Here is a 14,010-nt window from a genome sequence, read left to right on the forward strand (position 1 = left end):
AACTCCGTTCCCGCCCCGACCGAACGTCGGGCACACACGATCGGCTCGACAGCCACCGGTTCGAGTGTTCCAAAAATGTGCCAGCAGGGAGTGACCATCCCCTGAAAGGGCCGTGGCCCTTTCAGGGGATAAGGTTAGTCAGAAATCAGGACTTCTTGTCGTCAGCCGCTTTGTCGGTCGGGTTGGCGATCAGGGCCTTGAGTTCGTCGCTCATCGGGAAGTTCAGGTTCAGGCCTTTTGGCGGGATCGGCGACTGGAACCATTTGTCGTAGATCTTGTTGATCTCGCCGGACTTGTACAGGGCGACGATGGCGTCATCCACGGCCTTCTTGAACGGCGCGTCGTCCTTGCGGACCATGCAGCCGTAGATCTCGTAGGACTGCGGCGTGCCGGTCACGGCCCAGTCGGAAGCCTTCTTGGCCTTGGCGGCTTCGCCGGCCAGCAGGGCGTCGTCCATCATGAACGCGACGGCGCGGCCCGACTCCAGCATCTGGAAGGATTCGCCGTGGTCCTTGGCCGAGATGACGTTCATCTTCATCTGCTTGTCGGCGTTCATCGCCTTGAGGATGCGCTCGGAGGTGGTGCCGGCGGTGGTCACGACGTTCTTGCCGGCCAGGTCCGGGAAGTCCTTGTACTGGGAGCCGGCCTTGGACAGCAGACGGGTGCCGATCTCGAAGATGCCGACGGAGAAGTCGACCTGCTGCTGGCGCTCGACGTTGTTGGTGGTGGAGCCGCACTCGACGTCCACGGTGCCGTTCTGCACCAGCGGGATGCGGGTCTGCGAGGTCACCAGGTTGTACTTGACCTGCAGGTTCGGCGCGTCCAGGTCCTTCTTCAGGGCTTCGACGATGGCCAGCTGGATGTCATGGGAGTAGCCGACCGGTTTGCCGGAGGCGTCGGCGATGTAGGAAAACGGAATGGAGGCGTCGCGGTGACCCAGAGTGACGGTGTTCGACTCTTTGATCTTCTTCAGGGTGCCGGTGAGCTCGGCGGCGAAAACTGGTGTGCTGATCAGAGCGGCAGCAATGGCTGCGCCCAGGATATGGGGAACGATGCGCATCAAATTTTCCTCGACATTGTTTTTTTTATGGAGCCGGTTGAGCGGGCCCTTTTGTGCTTCGAATGCCTGACGGCTCCTGTCGTGTCGGCACGGCAGGCATTCGTCGGAAGAGTGTAGAGCATGAGTCGTGCCAGACCAGTTGCGCTGGTTCAACTCATTGATTTGATTGGGGATTAACTTTTTGTGATGGCGTTTTTTTGCCTTTCTGATCCGGTTAACCGAACCGACCGTCGGGTCGCGTTCGGAAAACCGAATGGCAGAGGGTCAGCGCCACACCGGCAACAGATCCAGGGTGTACAGCAGGTGCGACACCGCGCAGGCCACCCCGAACAGCAGCACCAACGCGATCATCGGCGTGCCGCCCCATACCCGGTAGCGCGGGCTGTCGAAGCGGATGCGCGAAGCACGTGCCAGCAGCGCCGGGGTGATGACCGCCCAGACGGTGGCGGCGAGGCCGGCGAAGCCGATGGCGTGGAGAAAGCCCTCCGGCCACAGGAACCCGCACAGCATCGGTGGCAGGAAGGTGACGGCGGCGGTCTTCAGGCGGCCGGCGGGGCGGTCGTCGAACTTCAGCACGTCGGCCAGGTAGTCGAACAGGCCCAAGGTCACGCCGAGGAACGAACAGGCCACGGCGAAGTTGGAGAAGAACGTCAGCAGCAGGTCGACGTTCGCGCTGTCGAGCCGCGAGCCCAGCGCACTGATCAGCACGTCGATGTTGCCGCCTTGCCGGGCGATGTCCTTGAACGCTTCGCGGGGGATGTTGCCCATGCTGCACAGCATCCACACCAGGTACAGGCCCAGCGCGATCAGGGTGCCGCCCACCAGGCAGGCGCGGATGCGCCGCGGGTCCTTGCCGTAGTGCTTCATCAGGCTGGGCACGTTGCCGTGGAAACCGAACGAGGTCAGGCAGAAGGGCAGCGTCACCAAGAGGTACGGCCAGTAGCGGTGGTCGCCGGCGTCCGAGTCGAGCAGCGTGACGGGCTGCACATGGCCGAGCAGGCCGCCGAAGGTCAGGAAGAACGCGAGGATCTTGGCGCCGAACACCAGGGTGGTCATGCGGCTCACCGCCGAGGTGCTGAGCCAGACGGTGAAGGCCACCAGCACGGTGAACCCCAGGCCGGCGACCCGTGCGGACAGCTCGACGCCCATCGATTGCGCGGTGTGGTGGATCACCGAACCGCTGGCCGAAATGTAGGCGTAGGTCAGGGTGTAGAGCACGAACACGATGCTCAGGCCGTTGAGTCGGTTCCAGGTGCGGCCGAGCAGGTCCCGGGTGATGGTCGAGAAGCTGGCGCCTTCGTGGTAGTTGAGGTTGGCCTCCAGGATCATCAGGCCCGAGTGCAGGGTGCAGAACCAGGCGAACAGCAGCACCGCGACCGAGCCGTGGAACCACAGCCCGGACATGACCACCGGCAAGGAGAACATGCCGGCGCCGACGATGGTGCCGCCGATGATCATGGCGCCGCCGAGCACCGAGGGCGAACGTTCGAGTGCGGCGGGTGAAGCGGATGAAGCAAGTGATGTGGCACGCATGGCGGGGCCTGCATAGGTATTGTTATGGAGGGTGCGGTGCATCAGTGACATCCCTGATGGCCGATGCACCGCTTTCGCGGGCAAGCCCGCTCCCACAGGGGCTGGGTTCAGCTGATGCCCAGCCAGGGCGACAGCCGGCGTACGTGCGCCAGCAGCACCTCGTCCTGCCCCGGCAACGCATCGAACGACAGGCCCACCGGCAGCGCCCCTTCGGCCGCCACCGGCACGCTGATGCTCGGCGCCGCCAGGTTGCTGGCCGGGTCGGTGTTGCGCACGAACCGCTCGAAATGGCTTTCGTCCGCGCAATCGCCCAACAGCGGCGCACTGCACGCCACCGTCGGGTAGGCGATCAGGTCTAGCTGTTTCCCGGCGAACAGCGCACGGTATTCCTGCTCCAGCCGCACTTTGCCCATCAATGCCTGCACGTAGTCGGTGTAGGAGATCGCCGGGCTTTCCAGCTGGGCGGTGAGGGTCCTGCGGATGGCCGGGTCGGCGATCTGCGCGAGGATGTCGAGGAACGCCCCGCCGCGCCCTTCCTTCATCAGGAAACGCGGGAAGTCGATGAAGAACTCATAGATCGGCAACGGAAACTGGATGCACTCGTTGATCTCGCCGAGGGCCGCGTCGTTGACCGGCACGATCTCCGCGCCCCGGTCGGCCAGCGCGTCGATCGCGCGCCGGCAGTCGCGGCGCACGTTGTCATCCAGGTCCGACCAGAAGAAACGTTCCGGAATGCCGATGCGCAGCGGCCGGTTTTCCGGCTGTGGGGCAGGGCCGCGGCCGGTCAGGTGATGGTGGACGAACTGGCAGTCTTCCACGGTGCGGGTCAGCAGGCCCGGGGTGTCCTTGGTCTGGGAGACCGGCACGATGCCGTCCACCGGGTAGGCGCCGGTGGTGGGCCGCAGGCCGACGATCCCGCAGAAGGCCGCCGGGATGCGCACCGAACCGCCGGTGTCGGTGCCCACCGCGCACGGCACCAGCCCGGCGGCCACGGCAGCGGCGCAACCGCCGCTGCTGCCGCCGGCGCTGCGGCGCTCGTCGGCCGGGTTGGCCACCGCGCCATGGGCGTGGTTGGCCGAGGTCACGCCGAACGACAGTTCGTGCATGTTGTTCTTGCCCACGACCTGCGCACCCAACCGGCGCAGATCCGCCACGATGCCCGCGTCCGCCTGCGGCACGTAACCATTCAGGCCCGGCGTGCCGGCGGTGGTCGGCAGGCCACGGACATTGATGTTGTCCTTGAAGGACACCGGCAGCCCGTAGAGCGGTGCGCTGCGGTCCGCCGCAGGCGATGCCGGGTCGAAGGTGATGAAGCTGTTCAGGTGCTGCGCGTCCTGGTGCCGTTCGCGCAGGTCCTGCCGCCAGGCGTCGGGGCAGAGGTCGCCGGCGCGGAAACCGGCGACGAGGTGTTCAATGGATAAGCGACTGTTCATGGAAAGTCTCGGCGAAAGGGAGAGGGGCCCGGTCAGCAATAGCGGTACTGGGGCATCAGGCCGTCCAGGGGATTGCCGTCGATCAGGTCGCCGCCCAGGCTGCTGATCACCGCGCAGGCCGTGTTCAGGGCGGTCTGGATCGAGCCTTCGGCCCAACCGCCGGTGAACGAGGCGCCGCAGCCGGCCAGGTACAGGCCGGTGTCTTGGCTGGCGTCGAGGGCGGTGCGGAACTGGTAGAACAGGCGCTCGGAATAGATGTCGTCGCCGGGGAAGTTCAGCTTGAACGCGCCCAGGGCGTGCTTGTCGGTCAGCCAATCGTATTCGAGCACGTAGCGCCCGTAGTCGCCGTCGAGCGGCACCAGGTGGCGGGCGAACTCCGGCGCGCTCATCGCCAGCTCGTCCACCAGGCGCAGGCAGCGCTGCACCTTGTCGGTCATCGAGACCATCTTGTGCGAGTCGTCCTCCCACGTGTAGCTGATCAGCACCACGCCCCAGGAATCCGGATCCTGCGGGGCGTAGTCCAGGCAGTACACGCCCTTGACCAGGGTGTCGGTCTGGATGTTGTGCGCCAGGCCATGCTTGAGCCAGAACTTGTCCTTGGTGAGGATGAACAGTTTCGACGAGCCGACCATGTGGGTTTCGTTGATCGCCCGGGCCACGTCGCGGTTCACGAACGTCTGGTCCTGGGTGAGCTTGAGGTTGACCTGCAGGGCGCGGGTCGTGGCGGTGGTGATCACTCGGTCGCAGGCGTAGGTCTCGCCGTTGCTGCCGGCCAGCAGGATCTGGCCGTCCGCATCCTTGTCGATCGATTCGATGCGGGTGCGGCAGATCATGTCGCGCAGCTGCATGCCGTTGAACGAGGTGTCGGCGATCAGTTCCGCCAGCGTCGAGATGCCGTTGGGCACCAGCCGTTGGTTGACCTCCAGCCCGTTGACCACCAGGCGCAGGATCTCGGTGAAGGACGCCCGGTACACCGACTGGAAGCCGCCGGAACCGATCCCCAGGGAACCGAACAGGTGGAAGTCCTCCGGCTTGCGCCAGGCCTTGCCGCCCGGCGGGTTCTTGCCGGTGAAGATGCGCACCATCGCCGAGTAGAACGAGCTGTCGCCGAAGCAGTCCAGGTAGCGTTGCCATTCCGGCTGCACTTCGCAGTAGTTGTGCTGCTTGAGCAGTTCGGTCAGCAGCAGGGGCGGGGCCAGGCGGGTGCCGTCGTCCAGGGTCGCGCCCTCGCTCAGGAACGCGCTCCAGCCCTGGTGCACGGTGCGGAACAGCGCCGGCGGCGGCTGCATCGCCGGCCAGTGGTGGGTTTCGCCGCGGTAGTGCAGTTCGGTGTCGACCACGCCCGGGTCGGGAAAGGTGTTGGTGGTGTGGATGCCGAAGCGGTTGAGGTAATGGAACAGCCCCACCTCGCTCGGCGGGAAGCGCATGGCGCCCATCTCGGCGATGAACTGCGGTTGCTCTTCGTCGAAGCACTGGGTCAGCAGGCGGCCGCCGATGTGGCTCGGTTCGGCTTCGAACAGGGTCACGCGGCGGGCGCCGGCGCGCAGCAGTTCATAGGCGGCCACCAGCCCGGTCAGGCCGGCGCCGATGATGCCGATGTGCTTGTCGGCGCTTTCAGGCGGCAGATGCCCGATGGCCTTGTCGGCGTTGCGCAGGAACTGGCCGTAGTCGTACAGCAGGTCGACGTAGGGGAAAGACAGGCACGCGGCGCCCTGGCTGGAGTCGTTGTTCATGGGAGTCACAGGGGGAATTCTCGGTCGGTCAGATGATGAGTTGCAGGCTTTCGAGGGCGCGGGCGGGGTTGAGCAGCAGGATCTTTTTGCCCTGGATCTTCCACTGGCCGTCGAGGTGGATCAGCCGGTGCTCGACGGTGACGGGGTAGTGCCATTCCTGATCGCCGCGGGCCTCGCAGTACATCAGGTTGCTGCTGGCGGTCGCGCTGTAGGACGGCTCCTCGACGGTGATCCGTGGCCGCTGGGCGATGTGCAGGCAGCGGCTTTTCGGCTGCTGGGAAAAGTTGCGGGCATTGGCCAGGCGGTTGATGCGCAGGGTGGTCAGGAAGCGGTCTTCGTACACCAGCGAGGACTCGTGCAGCGGGCTCCGCTGCTCACGGGTCATGGGGATCCAGTAGGTGTAGTCGTCGCTCAGCAGCTTTTGCCAGGCGTCGAAGTCCTGTTGGTCGAGCAGGTGCATTTCGGTCTCGAGCAAGCGCTCGACGGCCCGTTCAGTGGGTTCGTGCATGGTCGTCCCGCATCAGGTTTTGCCAGTGGTCGTAGAAGTTGCGCATCGCCCGTTCGCTGGTGCCGGACACCACGCGGGTCTCGTCGTGGGCCTCGCCCGGCGCGAACAGGCGGGCGACGTTGACCCATTCGTTGGCGTCGCTGCGCAGGCCCTCGGTGGCGCGCTCGTACATCTCCACGTCGTCGTGGGCGACCATCGAGCACGGTGAGTTGATCAGGTTGTTGTACTGCACGGTCCGTTCGAGCAACTGCACCGGGGCGCCTTGCAGTTCGAAGATCCACGACTCGACGATGGTCTCCGTCGCGCTGACCGGGCGGATCACCCGCAGGGTCTGGATCGGGCCCTTGACCATCAGGTTGGGGAAATAGACGGTGTTGTGCCGGGTGTCGTCGAGGATCGCCTGGGCCTGTTCTTCGCCGTAGCTCTCGACCATCAGGTCCCAGTAGCCGGGAATGCTGGTGTAGGCTTTGTGGATCGAGTTGCTGACCCCGGTGTGCCCGTGGCCGTTGGGCCAGACGCGGATGCCCATGCCGGCGAAGAATTCATAGGAGCCCATGAACGGCGAGAACAGTTCCACCGCCATCGGCACCGGAAGGTTCTGGTCGCCGGTTTCCTTCCACAGGCGGATGGCTTCGCCGGCCGAGGATTCGTGGGCGATCATCGGGTGGCAGGTGTCGGTCTGGTTGTCGACCACCATCTTCCAGTTGCAGCGGTGGCGGTGCAGCAGCGGCTGGCCGACCACGCGCAGTTCGCCCTTGGGCGAGCGCATGACCATGTTGTCTAGGGTCGACAGCGACTGGCCGAAGAATTCCTCGAAGCCGATGCCGGTCTCGTTCAGGCGCACAAACACGAAACCACGGTAGTTGCGTACCGCCGCCACCTGGCGCATGCCTTTGCCGGCCGAACAACTGCTCAGGTCGCAGTCGTCGTATTCCTTCTTCACCGGGATGCTCATCAGCTCGCCGTCGGTCTTGAACGTCCAGGCGTGGTACGGGCAGCGCATGAAGCGGCCGACGTTGCCGCGGGCTTCGGCCAGCACCTTCACGCCCTTGTGCGGGCAGCGATTGTGCAGCACCACGATGTCGCCGTTCTTCTGGCGCACCATGGCCAACGGCTGGGCGGCGAGGGTGGCGGTGAAGTAGTCGCCGGCCTCGGGGATCAGGCTGTCGTGGCCCAGGTAGCACCAGCTGGCGGCAAACACCCGCTGCTGTTCCTGTTCGAAAAGTCGCTGATCAAGGAACAGAGACTTGTGCACTTCTCTGCCATTGAAATAGTTGTCCAACGGGGGTGTCCTCTTCAGATCGCCAGCTTCAGGCGGGAGCTCTTCGCCCGGGAGACGCAGGGATACATCCGTGCGCTGCAGGCCGCTTCTTGTTCGCTCATGATGAAATCGCGGTGATCGACGTCGCCTTCGAGCACGTCCAGCGCGCAGACGCCGCACTCGCCCCGGCGGCAGTCGTAGATCGGATCGAGGCCGGCGGCCTCCAGGGCTTCGAGCAGGGTCTGGCCGGGGCCTACCTCAAGGCTCACGCCGGACTCGGCGGCCTCGACCGTGAAGCCTTGCGCACCGTCGTCCTTGGCGAGGTTGAACACTTCCAGGTGGATGCGCTCGCGGGGCAGGCCGGCGCTTTGGGCGTGGCTCAGGATTTCGCTGAGCATCGCGGCCGGGCCGCAGACGTACAGGCGGTCCTCGGGGGTGAGGTCGGCGAGCACTTGGCCGAGCGCCGGACGCTGGCCGGACAGGTGCAGGTTCATCCGATCCTGCAGCAGCGTGCGCAGGTCGTCGGCGTAGGCCGCGTCCTCGGCGCTGCGGGCGAAGTAGTGCAGGTGCGCAGTGCGCTCCAGCGCCGTCAGGTGGCGCAGGATGCCGGTCAGCGGCGTGATGCCGATGCCGCCGGCGATGGCGATGTCCCGGCCGGCCTCGACGCTGAGCGGGTAGTCGAAGGTGTTGAACGGGCCGTCGAGCTCGACGGTGTCGTCGACCTTCAGCGAGCGGATGTAGCGGCTGCTGGGCGAGTCGTCCGAGAGGCGGACGGCAAAGGTGAAACGCCCTTCGGCGGCCTCGTCCAGCTCCACCGTCGAGTAGTGGCGCCAGTCGCCGGATTCAGGCATCCGCCATTTGAAATGGGCACCGGCATGGGCCGAGGCGGCGGGGGCCGCCGGGCCGCTGACGGTGATTTCCTTGATGGACGCCGACAGCATCCGGCAGTGGGTGACGGTGAACTTCATGCCGGGGTTTCCTGGGGCAAAGGCGTTTCGTGCAGGTACAGCCATTGGGTGCTGTGGTGGTGCACGCGCAGGATCGCCACGGAAATGCGCGAGGTCTCGCGCTGGTTCTGGTGATGCGTTTCCTTGTAGCGCAGGGCCACGGTCGCGCCTTCGCGCCAGACGGTGTGCAGGTCGCTGATGACGATCTCCAGGCCCGGACGGGCGCCGACCGCGCCCTTGAACAGTTGTTCGACCTGGGCCCGGCCGACCACGGCGGCGGAGGTGGTGACCATGCTGAAGTCTTCGGTGAAGACATCCATCAGCGGGGCGATGGCGGCTTCGCCGGTGCCGTCGGCATCGGTGAAGACGCGGTGGATCAGCTCATGCACGTGATGGACGCTGTGGCGCGCTTGTTCAACCGGGTTGTTGTTCATGGCATTCCTTTGGAGGGTTCAGTTGGCTCATGTGGAACAGTGGGAACAGCCCGGCCAGCGCGGCGATCGCGAAGGTCGCGTGATAGGCCGGGGTGGAGTCGAGCTGTTTGAGCAGCAGGTTGTAGATCATCAGGAACAGGGCCGCGCCGACGCTGAAGGACATCTGCCGGTTGATGTTCCAGATCACGCTGGCCTTGTGCGTGTCGCCGCCCTTGAAGTCCATCAGCGACGTGGTCTGCGCGGTGTTGGCGCCGATGCCGCCGCCGGTGCCCATCAGGCAGTAGGCGATCACGATCACCCAGGTGTCCGTCGGCGCGTCCACCAGCATCAGGGTGGCGATGCCGGCGCTGTGCAGGAGCATGCCGAGGGTGAACAGGCGCTTGGCGCCGACCCGGTTGTAGACCCGGCCGCAGACCGTCATCGCGATGAACGCGCCGGCGGCGTAGAGGATCATGAACATCCCGGTCAGGCGGGCGCTGAAATGCAGGGTGTTCTGCAGGAAGAAGATGCTCATCAGGTTGACCCCGGTGAACACGCCGGGAATCGCGTAATAGATGAAGATCGAGGTGCTGAGCTTTTTGCTGCGCAGCAGGCTCAGGTCGATGATCGCGTCGCGGGTGCGGCGGTAGTGCAGCAGGTACAGCGCGACGAACATCAGGCCCGCCGCCAGGCAAGCGAGGGCGGTGGCGGCCGGGTAGTCGCCGCCGTACAGCGACATGCCCATCAGCAGGCTGCCGAGGGCGGCGCTGACCAGCAGCAGGCCGACGATGTCGGGGCGGGCCAGGCTGGTCGGTTTGGTCTCCCGGATCCAGAACCACGACAGGCCGGCGGCGATCAGCGAGAACGGGATGTTGCTGTAGAACACCCAGCGCCATGAACTGGTGTCGACGATGATGCCGCCGACGGTGGGCGAAATCGCCGGGGCGATCAGGGCCACGGCCATCACCATCGTCGAGATCTTGGCCCGCTGTTCGCCCTGGAACAGGTTGAAGGTCAACGCCTGGCCCACCGGAATCAGCAGGCCGCCGCCGATGCCCTGGACGAAGCGCCAGATCACCAGTTCATGGAAGCTGTCGGCCAGGCCGCACATCCACACGGAACCGGTGAACACCAGCATCGAGAGGGTGAGGATCTCGCGGCTGCCGAAGCGGCCGGCCAGCCAGGTGCTGACGGGAATGATCAGGGTCAGGCCCAGTATGTAGGCGTTCGCCACCCAGGCCACGGAAGAACTGCTGACCTGCAAAGTTGCCGATATGCTCGGCAAGGCCACGGCCGACATGAATATGTTTATGCAGTCAATAAAAAAGCCGATCAGAAAGATCAGCGCGATTTTGTAGCGATAGTTCATGTTGTTTCCTCTTTCCCGTCAAGCATAGGGGCGATGGACTTGGGGTGTCGATACGACTATGCTTAAAACAATGTTTGAAAGGATTGAACAGTGAACTCTACCGCCATGCATTCTCATCTTAATCGGGTTCAGACATTTCTCGCGGTGGTCGATTTCGGCTCCTACACCAAGGCCGCGAATTACCTGAGTATCAGCAAAGCCATGGCCAGCCTGCATGTCAAGGCGCTGGAGGAAGTTCTTTCGGCGACCCTGCTGATCCGCAACACCCGCAGCATATCGCTGACTGAAATAGGCCAAGACTTCTATGAAGAGTTCAAAGGCATTGTCGCGGATATCGACAATGCCTTTGACAATGTATTGAAGGGCAATAACCGGGTGTCCGGAAAGTTACGAATCAGTTCGACCAGCGAATATGGCGAGCGCTATATATTGCCGTTGATTCCCTTGTTTATAGAACGTTATCCGGAAGTGCGCCTGAGCTATAACTTCAACTCTTCGTTGAATGATCTGGTGGCCGAAAAACTTGATCTGGTGATACGCCTCGGCAACCTGGCCGACTCGGCGTTCAAGAGCCGCAAGCTGGCAGACTACGACATCGTGCTGGTCGCCACGCCCGCGTTCCTGGAGCGTCATCCTGTGGCGCAGCCCCAGGATCTGAACGGTGTGCCGTGGATCGCCAACAGCAATCTGCAGGCGCCGACCCAATGGCTGTTGCGCGATGCCCAAGGCATCGGCAGCGAGATTCACGGCACCAGCCATTTCGAATCCAACTCCTCCACGGCGATCCGCTCGATGACCTTGTCGTCGCTCGGCGTGTCGGTGCTGCCGGGCTGGGTGGTCGAGGACGACATCGCCAGCGGTCGCCTGGTCCGTTTGTTGCCGGATCATGCGCTGCCGTCGCAGTCGATCAACGTGGTGTTCCCCAACACCGCGCACCTGCCGCACAAGTCCCGGGCGTTCATCGATTTCCTGCTGCTGCACCTGGCTGACTGACGAGGCACAAAAAAGCCCCTGAATCCTGCGATTCAGGGGCTTTCGTTTGAGCGCTGCCCGGATCAGGCCGCTTCGGTCTTGCTGCGGTTCTGCTCGACCTTGTTCAGGTAGGCCGCCAGCTTCTGCTGCTCGTCGGCGGTGGTGAACAGGCCCAGCTTGCTGCGGCGCCACAGGATGTCCTGGGCGCTGGTGGCCCACTCTTCGCTGCACAGGTAATCGACTTCGCGGGTGTAGAGCCCGCCGCCCAGGTGCTCGCCCATGTCGGTCAGGGTCTCCACGCCTTCGAGCATGCGCCAGGTGCGGCTGCCGTAGGTGGTGGCCCAGCGACGGGCGATCTCGGTCGGCACCCAGTCGTACTTGTCGCGGATCAGCGCGCACAGCGCCTGCGGGGTGGTCATGTCTTCGCCGCCCGGCAGGGTGGCGCCGGCGGTCCAGCTCGGGCGCATCTGGGTGAAGTACGGCATCAGTTGCGCCATCGCCGACTCGGCCAGCTTGCGGTAGGTGGTCAGCTTGCCGCCGAACACCGACAGCAGCGGCGCCTCTTCGCTGCCGCCGGACAGCGCCAGGGTGTAGTCGCGGGTCACGGCCGACGGGTTGTCGGACTCGTCGTTGCACAGCGGACGTACGCCCGAATACGTGTGCAGGATGTCTTCGCGACCGATCTGCTTCTTGAAGTGGGCGTTGACCACTTTGAGCAGGTAATCGGTTTCGCCGTCGGTGATCGCCACCTGCGCCGGGTCGCCGGTGTATTCGCGGTCGGTGGTGCCGATCAGGGTCAGGCCGTTGAGGTACGGAATGGTGAAGACGATGCGCTGGTCCTCGTTCTGCAGGATGTGCGCGTGATCGCCTTCGTACAGCTTCGGCACGATGATGTGGCTGCCCTGGATCAGACGGATGCCGTAAGGCGATTCCATCTTCAGGTCGTCGCGGATGAACTTGGCGACCCATGGGCCGGCGGCGTTCACCAGGGCCTTGGCGGTGATCGAGAACAGGCTGCCGTCGGCGCGTTCCAGGTGCAGGTGCCACAGGCCCTTGGTGCGGCGGGCGCTGACGCAGCGGGTCTGGGTGTGGATGTGCGCGCCTTTCTCGCGGGCGGCCATGGCGTTGAGCACGACGAGGCGGGCGTCATCGACCCAGCAGTCGGAGTATTCGAAACCCTTGCTGATTTCGCTCTTCAGCGCGCTGTCGGCGCCGAACTTCAGGCTCTTGGAGCCGGCGAGCTTTTCCCGCTTGCCGAGGTGGTCGTACAGGAACAGGCCGGCGCGGATCATCCAGGCCGGACGCAGGTGCGGGCGGTGCGGCAGCACGAAGCGCATCGGCTTGACGATGTGCGGCGCCTTGGCCAGCAGCACTTCGCGTTCGGCCAGGGCTTCGCGCACCAGGCGGAATTCGTAATGTTCGAGGTAGCGCAGGCCGCCGTGGATCAGCTTGCTGCTGGCCGAAGAGGTGTGGCTGGCCAGGTCGTCCTTTTCGCAAAGGAACACCGAGAGGCCGCGACCGGCGGCATCCGCTGCGATCCCCACGCCATTGATCCCGCCGCCGATCACGGCGATGTCGTAGACCTCGGAAAGAGGGGGCGTAGGCAAGGTAGAAGTGGGCATCGGCGGGCCTCGGGATCTTTTAGTTTTCTGTTTGGAAATCGAACATAAATGTTCATTTGCGAAAATGGTAGCCCATAAAGTCGCGCGCAGCCAGTCGCCTTCGATTGAAAAAACTCATCGAAGGGCGGCCAAAAGAAAATATTCGAACATGAAGTGCGCGTTAGAGCGCGGATGGGGGCGCCTGTGAGATCGCCATCGCGGGCGAGCCCGCTCCCACAGGGCTTTCGTCGTTCACAGAGCTGACGAACACAGCAGACACTGCGGGAGCGGGCTTGCCCGCGATGGCGTCAGTGAAGACGCCGAGCAACGAAGGGGTCAGACGACTTCCAGGCGAACCTTGTGCTGGTTCAGCAGTTGCATCAGCGCCGGCACCGGCTGCTGGTCGGTGACCAGGCAATCGATCAGGCTGATCGGGCCGAGGCGGATCATGGCGTTGCGCCCGAACTTGCTGGAGTCGGCCGCCAGGATCACCTGCCGGGCATTGGCGATGATCGCCTGGGACACCCGCACTTCCTGGTAGTCAAAGTCGAGCAGGCTGCCGTCCTCGTCGATGCCGCTGATGCCGACCAGGGCGAAGTCCACCTTGAACTGGTTGATGAAGTCGACGCTGGCCTGGCCGACCACGCCGCCGTCGCGGCGCACATTGCCGCCGGTCAGCAGCACGTCGAAGTCATCCTTGGCGCTGAGCATCGAGGCGACGTGCAGGTTGTTGGTGATGATCTTCAGGTGGCTGTGGTTGAGCAGGGCACGGGCGATGGATTCGGTGGTGGTGCCGATGTTGATGAACAGCGAGGCGTGATCGGGGATCTGCGCGGCGATGGCTTCGCCGATGCGTTGCTTTTCGTCGCGCATCTGGTCGGCGCGCATCGCATAGGCGGTGTTTTCGACGCTGGAGTCGTAGGCGGCGCCGCCGTGGTAGCGGCGCAGCAGGTTGGCTTCGGCGAGCTGGTTGATGTCGCGGCGGATGGTCTGCGGGGTGACTACGAACAGCGTGGCCATTTCCTCGATGCTGACATAGCCGCGTTCGCGGACCAGTTCGAGGATTTGCTGCTGACGGGGAGGCAGATTCATGGGGCTTCCTTTGGGCTGCCGTGCAAAATTTGCCCATGATGCCGCAGGAATCACCTCCCGGCCAAGTTCGGACCCTATCGGGATCTCA

The 14,010-nt window shown here is 64.3% G+C and carries 12 protein-coding genes; 1 reads left to right on the top strand and 11 read right to left on the bottom strand.

The genetic code is table 11. The features are described 5' to 3' along the window. Nucleotides 1-145: 145 nt before the first annotated feature. The 9 genes from CAG33_RS00210 to CAG33_RS00250 all read right to left on the bottom strand — a co-directional run bounded on the left by CAG33_RS00210 (nucleotide 146) and on the right by CAG33_RS00250 (nucleotide 10,257). Nucleotides 146-1,060 (bottom strand): glutamate/aspartate ABC transporter substrate-binding protein, encoded by a 915-nt coding sequence (locus tag CAG33_RS00210; protein WP_085580192.1) that lies wholly within the window; start codon nucleotides 1,058-1,060, stop codon nucleotides 146-148. A gap of 264 nt (nucleotides 1,061-1,324) precedes the next feature. Next, entirely contained in the window at nucleotides 1,325-2,593 is a 1,269-nt protein-coding gene (gene mtr / locus CAG33_RS00215; RefSeq protein WP_085636776.1) for a tryptophan permease, read from the bottom strand. A 107-nt stretch (nucleotides 2,594-2,700) separates the two neighbouring features. Beyond that, a complete protein-coding gene (locus CAG33_RS00220) occupies nucleotides 2,701-4,026 on the bottom strand; it encodes an amidase family protein (protein WP_085636530.1) in 1,326 nt (441 codons plus the stop codon). A gap of 32 nt (nucleotides 4,027-4,058) precedes the next feature. Then, nucleotides 4,059-5,759: an NAD(P)/FAD-dependent oxidoreductase gene (locus CAG33_RS00225; protein ID WP_085636532.1), complete on the bottom strand. Its 1,701-nt coding sequence runs from the start codon at nucleotides 5,757-5,759 to the stop codon at nucleotides 4,059-4,061. A 28-nt stretch (nucleotides 5,760-5,787) separates the two neighbouring features. Further along, nucleotides 5,788-6,267, bottom strand: a complete 480-nt coding sequence (locus CAG33_RS00230) for an aromatic-ring-hydroxylating dioxygenase subunit beta (protein WP_085636534.1) — start codon at nucleotides 6,265-6,267, stop codon at nucleotides 5,788-5,790. Next, nucleotides 6,251-7,522 (bottom strand): aromatic ring-hydroxylating dioxygenase subunit alpha, encoded by a 1,272-nt coding sequence (locus CAG33_RS00235; protein WP_256576708.1) that lies wholly within the window; start codon nucleotides 7,520-7,522, stop codon nucleotides 6,251-6,253. The genes CAG33_RS00230 and CAG33_RS00235 overlap by 17 nt, the downstream gene beginning before the upstream one ends. Nucleotides 7,523-7,563: 41 nt before the next feature. Then, nucleotides 7,564-8,496 (bottom strand): PDR/VanB family oxidoreductase, encoded by a 933-nt coding sequence (locus CAG33_RS00240; protein ID WP_085580202.1) that lies wholly within the window; start codon nucleotides 8,494-8,496, stop codon nucleotides 7,564-7,566. Then, nucleotides 8,493-8,909 (bottom strand): DUF4440 domain-containing protein, encoded by a 417-nt coding sequence (locus CAG33_RS00245; protein ID WP_085580204.1) that lies wholly within the window; start codon nucleotides 8,907-8,909, stop codon nucleotides 8,493-8,495. The genes CAG33_RS00240 and CAG33_RS00245 overlap by 4 nt, the downstream gene beginning before the upstream one ends. Continuing rightward, entirely contained in the window at nucleotides 8,890-10,257 is a 1,368-nt protein-coding gene (locus CAG33_RS00250) for an MFS transporter (protein ID WP_085629456.1), read from the bottom strand. The genes CAG33_RS00245 and CAG33_RS00250 overlap by 20 nt, the downstream gene beginning before the upstream one ends. A gap of 105 nt (nucleotides 10,258-10,362) precedes the next feature. Between CAG33_RS00250 and CAG33_RS00255 the strand changes: the two genes are divergently transcribed. After that, nucleotides 10,363-11,250 carry a LysR family transcriptional regulator gene (locus tag CAG33_RS00255; protein WP_085580208.1) on the top strand — a complete coding sequence of 296 codons (888 nt, stop codon included), beginning with the start codon at nucleotides 10,363-10,365 and terminating at the stop codon, nucleotides 11,248-11,250. Nucleotides 11,251-11,312: 62 nt separating this feature from the next. Here the strand turns inward: CAG33_RS00255 and glpD are convergent, their stop codons facing one another. Both glpD and CAG33_RS00265 read right to left on the bottom strand, forming a co-directional pair. Beyond that, a complete protein-coding gene (gene glpD / locus CAG33_RS00260; RefSeq protein WP_085580210.1) occupies nucleotides 11,313-12,851 on the bottom strand; it encodes a glycerol-3-phosphate dehydrogenase in 1,539 nt (512 codons plus the stop codon). Between the two features lie 315 nt (nucleotides 12,852-13,166). Then, a complete protein-coding gene (locus CAG33_RS00265; RefSeq protein WP_085580212.1) occupies nucleotides 13,167-13,922 on the bottom strand; it encodes a DeoR/GlpR family transcriptional regulator in 756 nt (251 codons plus the stop codon). Nucleotides 13,923-14,010: the final 88 nt, after the last annotated feature.

Origin of the sequence: Pseudomonas sp. B3(2017), assembly GCF_002113595.1 — a bacterium.
Classification (GTDB): domain Bacteria; phylum Pseudomonadota; class Gammaproteobacteria; order Pseudomonadales; family Pseudomonadaceae; genus Aquipseudomonas; species Aquipseudomonas ekonensis.

What these genes read in the sequence shown, in the direction of transcription:
- CAG33_RS00210 (WP_085580192.1), bottom strand. Translation starts at nt 1,060, where the DNA reads ATGCGCATCGTTCCCCATATCCTGGGCGCAGCCATTGCTGCCGCTCTG.
- mtr (WP_085636776.1), bottom strand. Translation starts at nt 2,593, where the DNA reads ATGCGTGCCACATCACTTGCTTCATCCGCTTCACCCGCCGCACTCGAA.
- CAG33_RS00220 (WP_085636530.1), bottom strand. Translation starts at nt 4,026, where the DNA reads ATGAACAGTCGCTTATCCATTGAACACCTCGTCGCCGGTTTCCGCGCC.
- CAG33_RS00225 (WP_085636532.1), bottom strand. Translation starts at nt 5,759, where the DNA reads ATGAACAACGACTCCAGCCAGGGCGCCGCGTGCCTGTCTTTCCCCTAC.
- CAG33_RS00230 (WP_085636534.1), bottom strand. Translation starts at nt 6,267, where the DNA reads ATGCACGAACCCACTGAACGGGCCGTCGAGCGCTTGCTCGAGACCGAA.
- CAG33_RS00240 (WP_085580202.1), bottom strand. Translation starts at nt 8,496, where the DNA reads ATGAAGTTCACCGTCACCCACTGCCGGATGCTGTCGGCGTCCATCAAG.
- CAG33_RS00245 (WP_085580204.1), bottom strand. Translation starts at nt 8,909, where the DNA reads ATGAACAACAACCCGGTTGAACAAGCGCGCCACAGCGTCCATCACGTG.
- CAG33_RS00250 (WP_085629456.1), bottom strand. Translation starts at nt 10,257, where the DNA reads ATGAACTATCGCTACAAAATCGCGCTGATCTTTCTGATCGGCTTTTTT.
- CAG33_RS00255 (WP_085580208.1), top strand. Translation starts at nt 10,363, where the DNA reads ATGCATTCTCATCTTAATCGGGTTCAGACATTTCTCGCGGTGGTCGAT.
- glpD (WP_085580210.1), bottom strand. Translation starts at nt 12,851, where the DNA reads ATGCCCACTTCTACCTTGCCTACGCCCCCTCTTTCCGAGGTCTACGAC.
- CAG33_RS00265 (WP_085580212.1), bottom strand. Translation starts at nt 13,922, where the DNA reads ATGAATCTGCCTCCCCGTCAGCAGCAAATCCTCGAACTGGTCCGCGAA.